Source organism: Microbacterium croceum (assembly GCF_023091245.1).
Classification (GTDB): domain Bacteria; phylum Actinomycetota; class Actinomycetes; order Actinomycetales; family Microbacteriaceae; genus Microbacterium; species Microbacterium croceum.
Genome location: NZ_JAHWXN010000001.1, coordinates 2,664,810 through 2,680,219 on the forward strand (window position 1 = coordinate 2,664,810; position 15,410 = coordinate 2,680,219).

Annotated in this window: 17 protein-coding genes; 6 read left to right on the top strand and 11 right to left on the bottom strand. The window is 68.3% G+C overall.

Annotated elements, in window-relative coordinates:
* The first annotated feature begins 5 nt into the window (after positions 1–5).
* From KZC51_RS12625 to KZC51_RS12635, 3 genes are all read left to right on the top strand, one after another.
* Positions 6–1,289: a sensor histidine kinase gene (locus KZC51_RS12625; protein WP_247630298.1), complete on the top strand. Its 1,284-nt coding sequence runs from the start codon at positions 6–8 to the stop codon at positions 1,287–1,289.
* Positions 1,286–1,957 carry a response regulator gene (locus KZC51_RS12630; RefSeq protein ID WP_247630299.1) on the top strand — a complete coding sequence of 224 codons (672 nt, stop codon included), beginning with the start codon at positions 1,286–1,288 and terminating at the stop codon, positions 1,955–1,957. Before KZC51_RS12625 ends, KZC51_RS12630 begins: the two co-directional genes overlap by 4 nt.
* Positions 1,958–2,055: 98 nt before the next feature.
* Positions 2,056–3,351 (top strand): acyltransferase family protein, encoded by a 1,296-nt coding sequence (locus KZC51_RS12635; RefSeq protein WP_247630300.1) that lies wholly within the window; start codon positions 2,056–2,058, stop codon positions 3,349–3,351.
* 9 nt (positions 3,352–3,360) lie between these two features.
* Here KZC51_RS12635 and KZC51_RS12640 read toward each other — a convergent pair whose 3' ends face one another.
* The 3 genes from KZC51_RS12640 to KZC51_RS12650 are packed head-to-tail and all read right to left on the bottom strand — an operon-like array spanning position 3,361 to position 5,223.
* Positions 3,361–3,954: a CbiQ family ECF transporter T component gene (locus KZC51_RS12640; RefSeq protein WP_247630301.1), complete on the bottom strand. Its 594-nt coding sequence runs from the start codon at positions 3,952–3,954 to the stop codon at positions 3,361–3,363.
* A complete protein-coding gene (locus tag KZC51_RS12645) occupies positions 3,951–4,646 on the bottom strand; it encodes an energy-coupling factor ABC transporter ATP-binding protein (RefSeq protein ID WP_247630302.1) in 696 nt (231 codons plus the stop codon). The genes KZC51_RS12640 and KZC51_RS12645 overlap by 4 nt, the downstream gene beginning before the upstream one ends.
* The gene (locus KZC51_RS12650) at positions 4,636–5,223 is read right to left on the bottom strand and encodes a biotin transporter BioY (protein WP_247630303.1); all 588 of its coding nucleotides are present in this window, start codon (positions 5,221–5,223) and stop codon (positions 4,636–4,638) included. Before KZC51_RS12650 ends, KZC51_RS12645 begins: the two co-directional genes overlap by 11 nt.
* A gap of 63 nt (positions 5,224–5,286) precedes the next feature.
* Here KZC51_RS12650 and KZC51_RS12655 point away from each other — a divergent pair, with 63 nt between their 5' ends.
* Positions 5,287–5,883, top strand: coding sequence for a TetR family transcriptional regulator (locus tag KZC51_RS12655; RefSeq protein WP_247630304.1), 597 nt, complete (start codon positions 5,287–5,289; stop codon positions 5,881–5,883).
* Here the strand turns inward: KZC51_RS12655 and KZC51_RS12660 are convergent.
* From KZC51_RS12660 to sufB, 7 genes are read right to left on the bottom strand one after another with little or no spacing between them, the layout of a single operon-like run.
* A complete protein-coding gene (locus tag KZC51_RS12660; RefSeq protein ID WP_247630305.1) occupies positions 5,846–7,216 on the bottom strand; it encodes an MFS transporter in 1,371 nt (456 codons plus the stop codon). The genes KZC51_RS12655 and KZC51_RS12660 overlap by 38 nt on opposite strands.
* Positions 7,213–8,367, bottom strand: a complete 1,155-nt coding sequence (locus tag KZC51_RS12665; RefSeq protein ID WP_247630306.1) for a MalY/PatB family protein — start codon at positions 8,365–8,367, stop codon at positions 7,213–7,215. Before KZC51_RS12665 ends, KZC51_RS12660 begins: the two co-directional genes overlap by 4 nt.
* Before the next feature lie 2 nt (positions 8,368–8,369).
* Positions 8,370–8,699, bottom strand: coding sequence for a metal-sulfur cluster assembly factor (locus KZC51_RS12670; protein WP_141871806.1), 330 nt, complete (start codon positions 8,697–8,699; stop codon positions 8,370–8,372).
* A 9-nt stretch (positions 8,700–8,708) separates the two neighbouring features.
* Positions 8,709–9,479 carry a Fe-S cluster assembly ATPase SufC gene (gene sufC, locus KZC51_RS12675; protein ID WP_247630307.1) on the bottom strand — a complete coding sequence of 257 codons (771 nt, stop codon included), beginning with the start codon at positions 9,477–9,479 and terminating at the stop codon, positions 8,709–8,711.
* Positions 9,480–9,806 (bottom strand): Rieske 2Fe-2S domain-containing protein, encoded by a 327-nt coding sequence (locus KZC51_RS12680; RefSeq protein ID WP_247630308.1) that lies wholly within the window; start codon positions 9,804–9,806, stop codon positions 9,480–9,482.
* Positions 9,803–11,008, bottom strand: a complete 1,206-nt coding sequence (gene sufD, locus KZC51_RS12685) for a Fe-S cluster assembly protein SufD (protein ID WP_247630309.1) — start codon at positions 11,006–11,008, stop codon at positions 9,803–9,805. The genes KZC51_RS12680 and sufD overlap by 4 nt, the downstream gene beginning before the upstream one ends.
* A 35-nt stretch (positions 11,009–11,043) precedes the next feature.
* Complete coding sequence (gene sufB, locus KZC51_RS12690; RefSeq protein ID WP_247630310.1) at positions 11,044–12,462, bottom strand: Fe-S cluster assembly protein SufB; 1,419 nt, start codon at positions 12,460–12,462, stop codon at positions 11,044–11,046.
* A 232-nt stretch (positions 12,463–12,694) separates the two neighbouring features.
* Between sufB and KZC51_RS12695 the strand changes: the two genes are divergently transcribed.
* Positions 12,695–13,810 (top strand): COX15/CtaA family protein, encoded by a 1,116-nt coding sequence (locus KZC51_RS12695; protein WP_247630311.1) that lies wholly within the window; start codon positions 12,695–12,697, stop codon positions 13,808–13,810.
* A gap of 83 nt (positions 13,811–13,893) precedes the next feature.
* A complete protein-coding gene (locus tag KZC51_RS12700; protein WP_247630312.1) occupies positions 13,894–14,313 on the top strand; it encodes a hypothetical protein in 420 nt (139 codons plus the stop codon).
* Between the two features lie 64 nt (positions 14,314–14,377).
* Here the strand turns inward: KZC51_RS12700 and KZC51_RS12705 are convergent, their stop codons facing one another.
* Entirely contained in the window at positions 14,378–15,283 is a 906-nt protein-coding gene (locus KZC51_RS12705) for a heme o synthase (RefSeq protein ID WP_247630651.1), read from the bottom strand.
* Between the last annotated feature and the right edge of the window lie 127 nt (positions 15,284–15,410).

Below are 15,410 nucleotides of genomic sequence, written 5' to 3' on the forward strand. Positions count from 1 at the left end.
CAGACATGGCCCGTCGCCGACCGCGTCCAGCACGCACCCCCAGGATCGCGCGACGCACCGCTGCCCTCGTGGCGCTGTGTGCCGCGACGATCGCGCTCTACGCGACCCTCGTTCCCCTGCAGACGACGCTGTCGGGCACCCCGCTCCCTCTCTCCTTCATCCTCGGCGCGGCCATCTGCGCCGCGCCCCTGCTCTCGCTCACCCGGCCACGGACGGCGGTCGCGATGTTCGGCGCCGCTGCATTCCTGCTCCCGTTGACCGTCGATTCCGCCCTTGCCGTCTCCGCACCCTGGCCGTGGTCGGTCTCCGCTCTGCTGACGTTCGTCTTGTTCGTCGGGCTCATGACGTTCGTGCACGGAGCACGACACGGGGCCTATGCGCTCGTCATCGGTGTGATCTGTTCCCTCACCGCCCCGCTGCTGCGTCCCGATATGGTGGCGACTCCCGGCTCGTCCGCGAGCGCCACCGCAGTGCTGATCGTGACATCATCCGTCGCGGTGGCGATGTACCTCATCGCCGCACTGGCCGCTGGGCGCCTCCGGCTCGGCGCGGAGCTCACCCGTGAGCGCGCGCACAGCGCCCTCGAGGAGTCCCGTCGCGCCCTCGTCGAGGAACGCACCCGCATCGCCCGCGAGCTGCACGACGTGGTCGCCCACAGCATGTCCGTGATCCAGGTTCAGGCGTCGACAGCGCGCTATCGGCTGCCCGAGATCGGCGACGTGGCCGCGTCCGAGTTCGACGACATCGCCGCGACGGCGCGCACCTCGCTCGCCGAGATGCGACGCATGCTGGGTGTGCTGCGCACGGAGGACCAGACGGCGGAGCTCGCCCCGCAGCACGGTATCGATGACATCCCCCGCCTGGTCGACAGCATCCGTCGCGCCGGCGTGGACGTCGGGCTCGCCATCGAGGGCGGCCATGCCGTCGCCGGAGCCGATGCGGCCGTGCAGATCGCCGCCTACCGGATCGTGCAGGAGGCGCTGAGCAATGCGGTCAGGCATTCCCCGGGTGCGCGCGTCACGGTGCGGGTGCATGCCGATCCGGCCGCGATCCGCATCCGTGTGCACAACGAGGCCTCGCCGGAGACTCCGAGCGACCAGAGCGGCGGTTACGGCCTGCGCGGGATGCGGGAGCGAGCCGAGCTCCTCGGCGGCAGCCTCCGCGCGGGTCCAGACCCCGATGGCGCCTGGACCGTCGATGCCGTGCTCCCGCTGACATCCGCTCCCTCGACTCCCCTCCCAGACGATCCCGGGGCCGACCTGCGCGCCACCGACAAGGAGAACACGTGACGATCAGCGTCCTCATCGCCGACGACCAGGCCATGGTGCGCGCGGGTTTCGCCGCCCTCCTCGACGCCCACGAGGGCATCCACGTCGTCGGCCAGGCGGCCACAGGCGCAGAGGCGGTGACGCTCTCGGCGCGCGTCGACCCCGATGTCATCCTGATGGATGTCCGGATGCCGGAGCTGGACGGCATCGAGGCGACGCGCCGCATCCTCGGCCCGTCGTACCCGGCGGCCCACGTGCCCCGGATCCTGATGCTCACGACCTTCGACATCGACGACTACGTGTACGACGCCCTCGCCGCCGGCGCGAGTGGATTCCTGCTCAAGGACGCACTTCCGGAGGAGCTCGTACATGCGGTGCGTGTCGTCGCCGCGGGTGACGCGCTCCTCGCCCCGAGCGTGACACGGCGGATGATCGAGCAGTTCGCGGGACGCCGCCCGCAGGGGAACCGATCGTCCACGGCACTGGCCGAGCTGACCGATCGCGAACGCGAGGTGCTGGTGCTGATCGGACGCGGCAGATCCAACACCGAGATCGCCGCCGACCTGTTCATCGCCGAGCAGACCGTGAAGACGCACGTCGGCAAGGTGCTCGCGAAACTGCAGCTGCGCGATCGCGTGCACGCGGTCATCCTCGCCTACGACACGGGGCTGGTCGAACCCTCATCCTGACTCCCTCCGCGGTAGGGGGTCGAGACAGCACCCGAGGGTGATGTCCCGACCAACACCGGCTCCATAGTCTCCGGGGACACCGTTCCCCAGGAGGACTCATGACCATCGCCCCGGCGCCGTTCACCACCGCTCCGTCACAGCCGTCGCGAGGTGTCCGTGACACCGGCATCGACTTCGTCCGCGCGCTCTGTGTGATCGGAGTCGTGCTGCTCCACGCGATCATGGTCGGGGTCACCGTGGTCGACGGTAGCCCGGTCTTCGCGAACGCCAGCGAGGGCTCCGCGTGGATCACTCCGCTCAGCTGGGTGCTGCAGGTCATGCCGATGTTCTTCGTGATCGGAGGCTTCTCCGGGCTCATCGCCTACCGCCGCGCACGCGAGCGGGGCGGTAGCGCCCGTTCGTTCGTCGCCGCCCGACTGCATCGACTGCTGCGCCCGACTGTCGTCACCATCGGCGTCGTGGCCCTCGCGCTCGCGGTGCTCACCGTGCTCGGCGTCCCTGCCGACCTGCTCGCCATCGCCGGGTTCCGCTACGGACAGCCGCTCTGGTTCCTCGCCGTCTTCCTGATGTGCCAGGCGCTGCTCCCTGCCCTCGTCGCCGCACACGAGCGCGCGCCGCTGCGCACGATCGGTCTGCTCACCACCACCGCGATCGCCGTCGACGGACTCCGGGCGATCACCGGCGTCGAAGCGTTGGGCTTCCTGAACCTCGCCTTCGTCTGGATGACGCTCCAGCAGCTCGGCTTCTTCCTCGCCGACGGCCGGATCGATGCCCTGTCACGCCGCACGCGCGTCGTCACAGGGGTCATCGCGCTGGCAGTGCTCATCCTCACCTTCGTCTCGGGGGTCTACTCCCCCGACCTGATCGCGAACATCAACCCGCCGACCGCCGCGCTGCTGTTGGTCGGGATCGTACACACCAGCGTCCTGTCGCTGATGCGTGACCGGGTGGAGACGATCAGCCGCCGCCCCGCGCCGTCCGCACTCACCGCGTTCGTGACGCCGCGCACGATGAGCATCTATCTGTGGCACATGCCCGTGCTGCTCCTGATGGCCGGCGTGATGGCCATGTTCTCGCTGCTGAGCGGCCGCGACCTGCCGTCACCCGGCAGTCTGGATTGGTGGGCTGCGCGCCCGCTCTGGCTCGCACTCGCGCTGAGCCTGACCGCGCTGGTCGCGGTGCTCGTCACGCGCTTCGAGAGGCTGCCCGCGCCCGACTGCTCGACCTCGTCTGCCCGGGTCGGGACGGCAGTGCTCCTGGGGCTGCTCGGAGTCCTCCTCCTGCTTGTGCTCGGCACGTCTGTCGCCACCGCCGTGCTCGCGCTCGCCCTGGCGCTGCCGTCTCTTCGGCTTGCGCAGAATCGCTCCTCGGCGGCGTGCTCCGTCGCCGGCTGACGGCTGCGGTCAGCCGATTCCACGGGCGACCAGCGCGTCGCTCACCCCATCCGCGTGACGGAGCGCACGCACCAGGAGCGGAACGGCCACCCGCACACCCAGGCGCACACCGCGGGCACGCTGGGCATCGCGCACCTGATCGGCGAACCCGGCGACGACGGGGATCATCGTGATCGTGAGAGACAGCGTCATGGCCACGGCATCGGTATCGACTCCGAACCGGCGTGCAGGACGCAGCACCCGATGCAGGACGTCCAGGAGATCCGCCATGCGCGTGGTGAGTGTGAGCAGACTGGCCAGCAGCAGCAGAGCCATCACTCGCCCCGTGCTGATCCATGCCGTCAGCGGCGAGAAGAACACCGCCAGCGCCACCCCGAGCACCAGCGCGAGCCAGCGGAGGCGCCACAGTTCGGCCGCGATCACTCGTACGCCGAAGCCGGCGATCAGGTAGAGAACGACGACAGCGACCAGCACGACGCCTATCGTCGCCGCGGTCTGCGGCAGGAGCGAGAGCAGCAGCGCCGACGTCGCCAGCACCACGAGCTTGACTCCGGCAGGCATGCGATGCACGATGCCGGCCCCCGGGCGATAGAGCTGGATCATGCGCACCCGCGTCGATAGGCGTCGATCACCTCGGCAGGCTCGCCTTGCCGCACCAGCCGCCCCGCCTCGAACAGCAGCGCGACATCGCATCGGGCGGCGAGCTCGAGATCGTGCGTCACCAGCACGACCTGGGCCGGCTGAGACAGGAGCAGTTCCCCCACTCTGCGCGTGTGGGCGAGGTCGAGAAGCGTCGTGGGCTCATCGGCGACCACCAGGTCCGGTTCGGTGATCAGCACTGACGCGAGTGCGAGCATCTGCTTCTGACCGCCGGAGAGAGTCGACGCGGGCACGTCCGCATGCGCACTCAGGCCGTGCTCCGCCAGGGTCTCCACGACCTTCGCGGCCACCTCCGCCTTCGGACGCCCCCGCAGCGAGAGCGCGAGGTCCTCCGCGGGCGTGGGCATCAGGATCTGCGCATCGGGATCGGTGAAGACGAATCCCACACGTCGGCGCACCTCGGAGCGGTCGCGCACACTGTCGAGCCCGTGCACCCGCACCCGCCCTGCGGTCGGCGCAGTGAGGCCGTTGAGGAGCCGCGCGAACGTCGATTTCCCCGAGCCGTTGGCCCCGATCACGGCCGTGCGCGCTGCGGTGAGCTCGACGGAGACGTCGGTCAGGATCGTCCGGCCGTCGATCTCCACGCCCACCCGCTCGACCGAGACCGACCTCTGCCGTTCGATGTCAGCCGACACGGGCCGAGGGCTGCGCCGCGACCGATCGCACACCGAATGCCGGTGGGTAGGCGCGACGCAGGGCGAGGGTGAGTGCGGTGGCGGCAGCGGCCTTGAGCAGATCGCCCGGGAGGAAAGCCAGGCTGGACAGTGCGGTCGAGGTGAGATCCACGCCGAGCACGAGCGCCTGCACGGGGATGCCGAAGAGATAGACCACGAGGATGCCGCCGATCACCGCGCCCAGCGCCGTGCGCCACCAGGTGATGCGTCCGGCGTGGACGATCAGCCCGATCACGAGCGCTCCGGCGACCCAGCCGACCAGGTAGCCGGCCGTCGGCCCGACGAACACTCCCAGCCCGCCGCGCCCGCCCGCCAGCACCGGCAGTCCGACAGCCGCCAGCACGAGCACGACCAGCACGGCCAGCGGGCCCCGCTTCGGTCCCAGCACGGCTCCGGCGAGCATCACGCCGAGCGTCTGCGCCGTGATCGGCACACCGCCGGGGAGCGGGACGGTCACCATCCCGAACACGACGATGAGCGCCGCGAAGATGGCGATGCGTCCCAGATCGCGACCGATGTCGGTGCGGTTCTCTGTCATGGTTTTCCTCCCGAAAGCTTCCTGAACAGTGTTCACGTGAACGGCGTTCAGTATAGTGAGATCATGACCCCTGCACACAACTCGACGCGGCACGACCGCGACGGCGTCGCCCGCGCCGCACTGGCGCTGCTCGACGAGGTCGGGCTCGCCGATCTCTCGATGCGCCGCATCGCGGCACGCCTCGACGTGCAGCCCAGCGCGCTCTACTGGCATTTCGCCAGCAAGCAGGCGCTGCTGGCCGAACTCGCCGACCGGATCACCGCCGGCATTCCGCGCGGCGATGCGTCGGTGCTCGACACGGCGCGCGGCATCCGTGATGCTCTGTTCGCCTATCGCGACGGTGCCGAACTCGTGCTGAGCACCTACGCGCTCCGCCTCGGCTCCTCCTCCGCGCAGACCGCGGTGCACGACGCGCTGGTCGCCGACGGCGCCGATTCCCCTCACGAACGGGCTGCCGCGATCATGCACTTCGTTCTCGGCCACGCGACGCTCGTGCAGCAGCGCATGCATGCCGACAGCTATGGCGCCGTGATGGCCGACGACGAGGTCGGGGCGGAGCACGACGTCACCGCCGGCCTCGATCGTGTCTTCGACCTCGGTGTGACGGCGCTGACCGGCGTGGTCAGCGGTGCGACTGCTCCGCGGCGTGACCGAGCCTGAGGCCAGGGACCGACGCCAGGAACACCAGCACCACGCAGAAGGCGAAGACCGCGCTGAACGCGCTCACGCCGCCGCCGAGCGTGGCGACGCCCAGACCCGCGATGGCGATCGCGACGGCTGATCCGGTGGCGTCCGAGATCGACAGCGCCGAAGAGTTGAAGCCCTGATCGTCCGGCCCCGAGTAAGCCAGGGTCAGCACGGTCAGACGCGGGTAGAGCAGCCCCATGCCGCCACCGCCGAGCGCCCATCCGAGGATCACGAGCAGCGGTGAGATCCCCCACACCGAGGTGAGCAGCACGCTCGCGATCGCCCCCAGCAGCAGGCTCAGGCTGATCACCGTGATGCGACGGTTGCCGAGCCTCTCGCCGTAGCGCCCCTGCAGCGCGGAGGCACCCGCCCAGGCGAATGCCGCGAGCATCAGGGCGATCCCCGCCCATGTCGCGGTGAAGTCGAACCGCTTCATCAGCAGATACGGGATGTACGCTTCGGCGGCGAAGAACGCCCCCGCCACCAGGCCGCGCATCAGCACGACGCTGGGGAGTCCGCGCCCGGCGCGCAGCGTGCCCTTCGGCACCAGCGGGAGCAGTGCGACGCCGATCACCACCACCGCACCGATCGCCACCGGCCAGCCGACGGGCGGCACCATCTCAGCCGAGAAGCCGATCAGCACCGCGAACACGGCCACCACGACGGCCAGCAGCAGACGCGTCACCACCGCGCGCCGATCCTGCGGCACACCGTGCCCGAGATCGACCCCGCGCAGGCGTGCCGCGATCGTGAGGAACGCCGCCGCGGTCAGCACCGCGACGCCGAGGAAGGCCCAGCGCCAATCGAGGAACTCGGCGACCGCTCCCGCGAGGAAGGGGCCGATCATCGACGGGACCACCCACGCGGCGGCGAACGCCGCGAACACGCGACCGTGCAGATGCGGAGGGTACAGCCGGGCGACCACGACATAGAGCGCGACGGTCTGCCCTCCCGCGCCGAGGCCCTGTACGAGCCGGCCGGCGAGGAACTGATGCATCGTGACGGCTACCCCGGAGATGACCAGACCGATCAGGAACAGGGAGACCGCGACGTAGAGCGCCCCGCGCGGTCCACGACCGTCCGACCAGGCTCCGGCGGCGACCATGCCGATGACGCTGGTGGCCAGCGTCCCCGCGAACGCGACGGCATACAGCGCCTGCCCGTCCAACGCCTCGCTGACGATCGGCATCACAGTCGTCACCGCCAGCGACTCGATGGCGGCGAGGAAGATCAGAGCCACCGCGCCGAGCGTCACCCAGCGACGCTGACGATCCCAGATCGACGCCTCGGCCTGCACCTCGGTCATCGCACCACGAGAGCAGCGATGCGCTCGATGGCCTCGGTGATGATCTCGGGACTGGTGCCGAAGTTCAGACGCACGTGCCCCTTGCCCTCGTCGCCGAACGCCGGCCCGTAGTGCAGGGCGACCTTGGCCTCGCGCAGGATGCGCCGGGCGGGGTTGTCACCCCAGCCGAGGTCGGTCAGGTCAATCCATGCGAGGTAGCCGGCATCCGGGAGGCGGTAGCGGGCTCCGGGAAGATGCTGTGCCAGAAGCCGTGCGAGGAGCACGCGGTTCTCATCGAGGGTGTGCAGCAGCCCATCGAGCCAGGCGTCGCTCTCCTCCGAGAACGCCGCCACCGCAGCCAACAACCCGAACTGCCCGGTCCGCCACTCCACCTCGACGGGCAGCGCACGCACCACGGCGGTGGTCGCGTCGTCCGCCGTCACCATCAGAGCGCACTTGAGACCAGCCAGGTTGAACGCCTTGCTGGCGCTGACCACGGCGTAGCCGACGCGCTGTGCCGCGTCGTTCACCGAGAGGAACGGGGTGAAGCCCGTTCTCGGCTGAGCGAGCGGAGCATGGATCTCGTCCGACACCACGCTCGCGCCGAACTCGTCGGCGAGCTCGGCAAGAGCCGCGAGGGCCGACCGGTCGTGAACGGTCCCAGTCGGGTTGTGCGGATTGCAGAGCAGGATCGCGGTCGCGCCGGTAGCGAAGGCCGTGCGGATGCCGTCGAGGTCGAGCTCCCAGCCCGCCCCGGTGTCCCGCAGGGGCACGCGCTCGATCTCGGCACCCGCCTCCTCGACGAGGTCGTAGAACGGCGGATACACGGGCGGGGTCACCACGACCCGCTCCCCCGGTCGCGTCACTCGGCGCAGGATCTCGACGATCCCCATGCTGACATCGGCCGTGCTGCGGGAGCGCGCCGGATCGACCTGCCATCCGAAACGGCGCAGGGCGAACGCGGCGTGCGCCTCGGCGAGCGGGGTACGAGAGGCCACATACCCCGTGTCGCCGGACTCGACAGCTCGACGAAGCGCCTCGGTGACAGCAGGGGCTAGCGGAAAATCGGTCTCCGCCACGAATAGTGGAAGCACGTCTGCGGGATACTCCCGCCACTTCTCACTGGTGCGTTCGCGCAGCTCGTCGAGCGGCAGGGCCGTGACGCGCAGCATCCTCAGATCGCGAAGCCGAGCGCGCGCATCATGTCGCGTCCGTCATCGGTGATGCGCTCAGGACCCCACGGCGGCATCCAGACCCAGTTGATCCGGAACCGGTCGACGACGCTGTCCAGCGCCTGCGCGGTCTGGTCCTCGAGCACGTCCGTGAGAGGGCAGCCCGCACTGGTGAGCGTCATGTGGATGACGAGAGCATCGTTCTCGTCATCCCAGGCGAGATCGTAGATGAGGCCGAGGTCGACGACGTTGATCCCCAGTTCGGGATCCATGACGTCTTTCAGAGCCTCGGTGACCTCGTCGTACTTCTGGTCCGTGAGCGTCGCGGTCATGCAGTCAGCCTACGCCTCGAGCGGGGCTGCGGGGTCGAGGAAACGGTCGTATCCTTCGTCCTCGAGCCGGTCGGCGAGCTCCGGGCCGCCCTCTTCCACGATCTTGCCGGCGACGACCACGTGCACGAAGTCGGGACGGATGTAGCGGAGGATGCGCGTGTAGTGGGTGATCAGCAGCACGCCGAGCCCGGTGGACTCCTTCGCGCGGTTGACGCCCTCGGAGACGATCTTGAGCGCGTCGACGTCGAGACCGGAGTCGGTCTCGTCGAGGATCGCGAACTTCGGCTTCAGCACCTCGAGCTGCAGGATCTCGTGACGCTTCTTCTCGCCACCGGAGAAGCCCTCGTTGACGTTGCGCTGCGCGAACTTCGGGTCCATACGCAGGTTCGCCATGGCCGACTTGACGTCCTTGGTCCAGCCGCGGATCGCCGGAGCCTCGCCGTCGAGCGCGGTCTTCGCCGTGCGGAGGAAGTTCGTCACGGTGACGCCGGGGATCTCGACCGGGTACTGCATCGCGAGGAACAGACCCGCGCGCGCACGCTCGTCGACCGTCATCTCGAGCACATCAGCGCCGTCGAAGGTGATCGAACCGCTCGTGACGGTGTACTTGGGGTGACCGGCGATCGTGTACGCCAGCGTCGACTTGCCGGAGCCGTTGGGACCCATGATGGCGTGCGTCTCACCGGTGTTCATGGTGAGGGTGATTCCGTTGAGGATCGGGGTGGTCCCCGACTCGGTCTCGACCGTCACGTACAGGTCGCGGATCTCGAGAACAGACATTCAGACTTCCTTAATCACGGTCGGGTCGATGAGCACGTCGTCGCCGTCGATCACGACGACGTAGACCGGGACGGGCTCATAAGCGGGGAGGTTCTGGGGAACGCCGGTGAGCAGCGAGAAGGCGGAGCCATGGGCCCAGCACTCGACCGTGTCACCCTCGACGAACCCCTCGGAGAGGGAGATCTCTCCGTGAGTGCAGGTGTCGCCGATGGCGTGCACGACGCCATCGCCGTCCTTGATGACGGTGATCGCCACTCCGCCCGGCTCGACACGCAGGGGCGTGTCCTGCTCGAGGTCGGAGAGACCGCAGACGCGCTCGGCGGTCATGCCTCCACCGCCGCGAGTTCGGTCTCGATCGCGTCGAGCAGCTCCGTCTCCAGAGCCGGGATGCCGAGTCGCTGCACGATGTCGGTGAGGAATCCGAGCACGACGAGGCGACGTGCCTCTTCTTCGCTGATGCCCCTGGCCTGCAGGTAGAACAGCTGCTCGTCGTCGAAGCGACCGGTCGCGCTCGCGTGGCCCGCGCCGAGGATGTCACCCGTCTCGATCTCGAGGTTCGGGATCGAGTCGGCACGTGCACCCTCGGTCAGCACCAGGTTGCGGTTCGCCTCGTAGGAATCGGTTCCCGTGGCGTTCTGGCCGATGAGCACATCGCCGATCCAGACGCTGTGCGCGCCCTGGCCCTGCAGCGCGCCTTTGTAGAGAACATCACCCTTGGTACGCGGACCCTTGTGGTGCAGGTAGACCTGGCTCTCGAGGTGCTGCCCGGCGTCTGCGTAGGAGAGGCCGTAGAGGTAGCCCTCGGAACCTGCACCGGCGAGCTCGACGTTGGGGTTCACCCGAACGATGCCGCCGCCGAAGCTGACCACGAAGTGCTTGAGCGTCGCGTCGGCGTCGACCCTGGCCTGATGGGCAGCCGTGTGCACCGCGTCATCCTGCCACTGCTGGAGACTGATCACGGTGAGCTTCGAACCAGGACGCGCGATGATCTCGATGTTCTGCGCGTACTGGGCACTACCGGTGTGCTGCAGCACCACGGTCGCGACGCTGTGCTCGAGCGCCTCGATCACGATGTGCGCATCGGCACGGCGGTCGGCGCCGAGTCCCTCGATCGCGACGAGGACGGGCTCTGCGACCTCTTCCTCGCGCGGGATGCGGATGTACAGCGCTTCCTTCGCCCCCTGCCAGGCCACGGCGGCCGTGACGTCCTCGGCGAGGAAGACCTCACCTCGCGGAGCTGTGCCGGCAGCGAGCGGGGCTGCGACGTACTGCTCGCCGGAGCGGATGTCGTACCGCACGCCGTCGTTCTTCTCGGCAACCTCGAACAGCGAAGTCAGCTGAGCGACCGGGGTGTGCTTCCAGTTGACCTCACGCCCTGTGGGCGCTCCGAAGTCCGCGGGCTCGAAGGAGTGCGGTCGCTCCGAGCGGGTCTGGACCGGCACGAAACCGGCTTCGGCCACCTGTGCCGCAGGGTCCACGTGGGCGCTCGTGTAGTGCGACGCCGTCGGCGTCGTCGTCTGGGCCGTCATCTAGCCGACACTTCCATTCATCGTCAGAGGGGCGGTCATCCCACGCTGCCTTCCATACCCATTTCGATGAGCTTGTTGAGCTCCATCGCATACTCCATCGGCAGCTCGCGCGCGATCGGCTCGATGAAGCCGCGCACGATCATCGCCATCGCCTCGTCCTCGGGCATGCCACGGGACTGCAGATAGAAGAGCTGCTCCTCGCTGACCTTCGAGACCGTGGCCTCGTGACCGAGCTGCACGTCGTCGACACGGATGTCGATCGCCGGGTAGGTGTCCGAGCGCGACTTGGTGTCGACCAGCAGCGCATCGCAGCGCACGGTGTTCGCCGAGTGGTGTGCCGCCGCGTCGACGCGCACCTCACCGCGGTATCCCGCACGTCCGCCGCCGCGGGCGATCGACTTCGAGATGATCGACGACTGGGTGTACGGCGCCATGTGGATCATCTTCGCGCCGGCGTCCTGGTGCTGTCCGGGGCCGGCGAAGGCGACGGAGAGGGTCTCACCCTTGGCGTGCTCCCCCATCAGATAGATCGACGGGTACTTCATCGTCACCTTGGAGCCGATGTTGCCGTCGACCCATTCCATCGTGGCGCCCTCGTGGGCGACCGCGCGCTTGGTGACGAGGTTGTAGACGTTGTTCGACCAGTTCTGGATCGTCGTGTAGCGCACGCGGGCGTTCTTCTTCACGATGATCTCGACCACGGCCGAGTGCAGCGAGTCCGACTTGTAGATCGGAGCAGTGCAGCCCTCGATGTAGTGGACGTAGCTGTCCTCGTCGGCGATGATCAGGGTCCGCTCGAACTGGCCCATGTTCTCGGTGTTGATGCGGAAGTACGCCTGCAGCGGGATCTCGACGTGCACACCCTTGGGGACGTAGACGAACGATCCGCCCGACCATACCGCCGTGTTCAGCGCGGCGAACTTGTTGTCGCCGGGCGGGATCACGGTGCCGAAGTACTCTTCGAAGATCTCGGGGTGCTCACGCAGAGCGGTGTCGGTGTCCATGAAGATGACACCCTGCTCCTCCAGGTCCTCGCGGATCTGGTGGTAGACGACCTCGGACTCGTACTGAGCGGCCACACCGGCCACGAGGCGCTGACGCTCGGCCTCGGGGATGCCGAGGCGCTCGTAGGTCTCGCGGATCTCCGCAGGAAGGTCTTCCCACGACTGCGCCTGCTTCTCGGTCGAGCGCACGAAGTACTTGATGTTGTCGAAGTCGATCTCGCTGAGATCGGCGCCCCACGTGGGCATCGGCTTGCGGCCGAAGAGCTGATAACCCTTCAGGCGCGTCTTCAGCATCCACTCGGGTTCGTCCTTGAGTGCAGAGATGCCCCGGACCACCTCTTCGGAGATCCCTCGCTTCGCGATGGCACCGGCCGCATCGGCGTCGTGCCATCCGAATTCGTACACCCCCAGGCTTTCCAGCTCTGGGCGGTCGATCAGCACATCCGACATCACACTCTCCTTATTGGGCCTCAACGGTGTCATCCGCCCCGACACACCGGAACCCCGTCGAATCGGCGGGGAGCGGGTGCCGCTGGTGGGCCCTCATCACCGGCGCAGACATCGCGCCTAAACTGTTGACGATGCTTCAGCGCGGTGAGCGCTCATCACAACAATTCGATTCTACAGGTTCCGCCTGGTGGCCGGGCCGTGCTCGCGATGCCACCCGCGGTCCGGAGGACTAATGCCCGACACGACGATCCCCTCCGCCACGAGCACCGAGGGGAAGAACACCGCAGCACCGAACCCCGCGCTGTGGGGGCGCGCGCTCCGAGTTCTCGCGTGGCTGTCGTTCCTCAGCGAGACGATCATCATCGGGACCGGTGGAGCCGTTCGCCTCACCGGCTCAGGCCTCGGATGCTCGGACTGGCCGCTCTGCACACCGGAGTCCCTCGTACCGATCCTCGAGGTCCAGGGCGTGCACGGGCTCATCGAGTTCGGCAACCGCCTCATGACGGGCGTCGTGGGAATCATCGCCCTCGCCGTCGTGCTGCTGGTGCTGCACACGATCAGCGGTCGCCGCTCCCTCATCCGCGCGCTGTGGTTCGCTCTCGGCGGGATCGTCGCCGCGGCTGTGGCGTTCGCGATCGCGGTGCCGCTGCACATCCCCGCCTCCCCGATCGCGCTGGGGGTCCTCCTGCTCGCGGTCATCGCGGCTGCGGTGCACTCGGTGCGCACCACCCCGGCCCGTCGCGACCTGGTCCTGCTCGCCTGGATCACCCTGATCGGCGTGGTGGCGCAAGCCCTCGTCGGCGGCATCACGGTGCTGACCGGCCTGAACCCGCTGATCGTCGGCTTCCACTACACGTCTTCGCTGCTCCTGGTCTGCGTCACCGCCGCGTTCCTCGTGCGTCTGTACGAGACCCCGGGGCCTCGCGAGCGGGCCGTGCCCACCTGGTTCGCGATCCTCACCCATGTCACGGGACTCGCCCTCGCGGTCACCATCATCTTCGGAGTCCTCACCACCGGCTCCGGCCCGCACTCCGGCGACGCGGACGTGTTGCGTCACGGTTTCGACGCCACGATCCTCGCGCACGTGCACTCCTGGCCGGGGTACATCCTGGCCGCATTGGTGCTCACGCTCACGATCTCGGCCTGGGCGCTCCGTCTCTCCCTGCGCCGCTGGCTTCTGGTCCTGGTCCTGGCGATCCTGGTGCAGGTCGGCGTGGGGGTGTGGCAGGCGCGCGAAGGGCTGCCGCCGCTCCTGGTGGGCATCCACATGGTGCTCGCCTCGCTCTCGGCGGCGACGTACACGGTCGTCGTACTGCACCTGAAGCGTCCGCTCCCCGCAAAGGAATGACCGGGCGCGCTCTCCGTCGGCGCACAGTCGATCCATAGGTGGCGCATCGCGGACTCATCAGCGCATCGGCGATGGTGGTCGACATGAACAAGTCACTCACACGCAGCATCGGCTTCTGGCTCCTCCTGGTCCTCTCCGTGGCATCCGCGGCAGTGGGCGGGTGGATCATCTCCGGCCAGATCGCCACGATGACGAGCACGTTGACCGACGGCACCGCGACCGGCGTCGAGGTCTACGTCGGCCAGTCCCTGGTCGTCGTGGGTGCCGCACTGCTCGGCGCCGGCGTGCTGGGAATCCTGCTCGCCGTGGCTCTCACGGCTGTCCGCGCGCTCATCCCCACCGCAGCTCCGGTCGTCGTCGAACCCATCGACTGGACCGCCGAGAACGACACCACGATCGACGAGACCCCCGCATCCCCCGCAACCACCACGGCCGCACCGGCCGACCTGGCCGCCGACGCGGAGCCGACGGCTCCCGAGGCGGAGACGGCGACCACCCGCTGACGCACAGACGAAGAAGGAGGGGCACCGTCACACGGCGCCCCTCCTTCTTCGTCTGCAGGCTCGTCTAGAAAGGCAGCAGCGGATCGACCGCGACCGCCACGAAGATCAGAGTCAGGTAGGTGATCGATGCGTGGAAGACACGCATCGGACGAGGCTCGGTGCCCCGGACCGCGCGGTTGTAGAGACGGTGGGACTCGTAGATGAACCAGCCGCCGAAGACCAGGGCCGAGACCGTGTAGACGAGTCCCATGCTCGCGATCGGCACCAGCAGGAGGGAGCAGGCCACCGTCGCCCACGCATACAGGATGACCTGGAGTCCGACCTGAGAGGCGTTGCGGGTGACGCCGAGCATCGGCACGTCGACGTCCTCGTAGTCGTCCCGGTACTTCATCGACAGCGGCCAGTAGTGCGGCGGCGTCCACAGGAAGATCAGCAGGAACAGCACGAACGCCGGCCAGTCGAGAGACTCGGTGACCGCGGCCCATCCGATGAGCACCGGGAAGCACCCGGCGATCCCGCCCCACACGATGTTCTGCTCCGTGCGGCGCTTGAGGATCATCGTGTAGATGACGACGTAGAAGAAGATCGCGCCGGCGGAGAGCGTCGCGGCCAGCCAGTTGGTCGTGAACCACAGCCACACCGTCGAGACGACGGCGAGCGTCCACGAGAAGATGAGCGCGCCGCGCGGCGTGATCTCACCCGTCACGAGCGGACGGTTCTCGGTGCGGTGCATGTGCGCATCGATGTCGCGGTCGAGATACATGTTGAACGCGGCAGCGGAGCCCGCGCTCAACGATCCACCGATCACGGTGGCCAGAACCAGCCACATGTCGGGCAGGCCACCCTGCGCGAGGAACATCACCGGCACGGTCGAGACCAGCAGGAGTTCCAGGACGCGGGGCTTCGTGAGGGCGACGTAGGCCTTCACCGTGCGACCGAGGGACTGAGTCCCCACGGTCTGATCAGACATCGTCGAGATCTCGATCGCCTCCTCCACACGCGTCATGACAACCCTTCCAGTCTAGGGCACCCGACTCGCCGCTCGATCGCCGCGACCCCCGACGTAAGACAGCGTCAGAGGGAATGGACGCACCGCT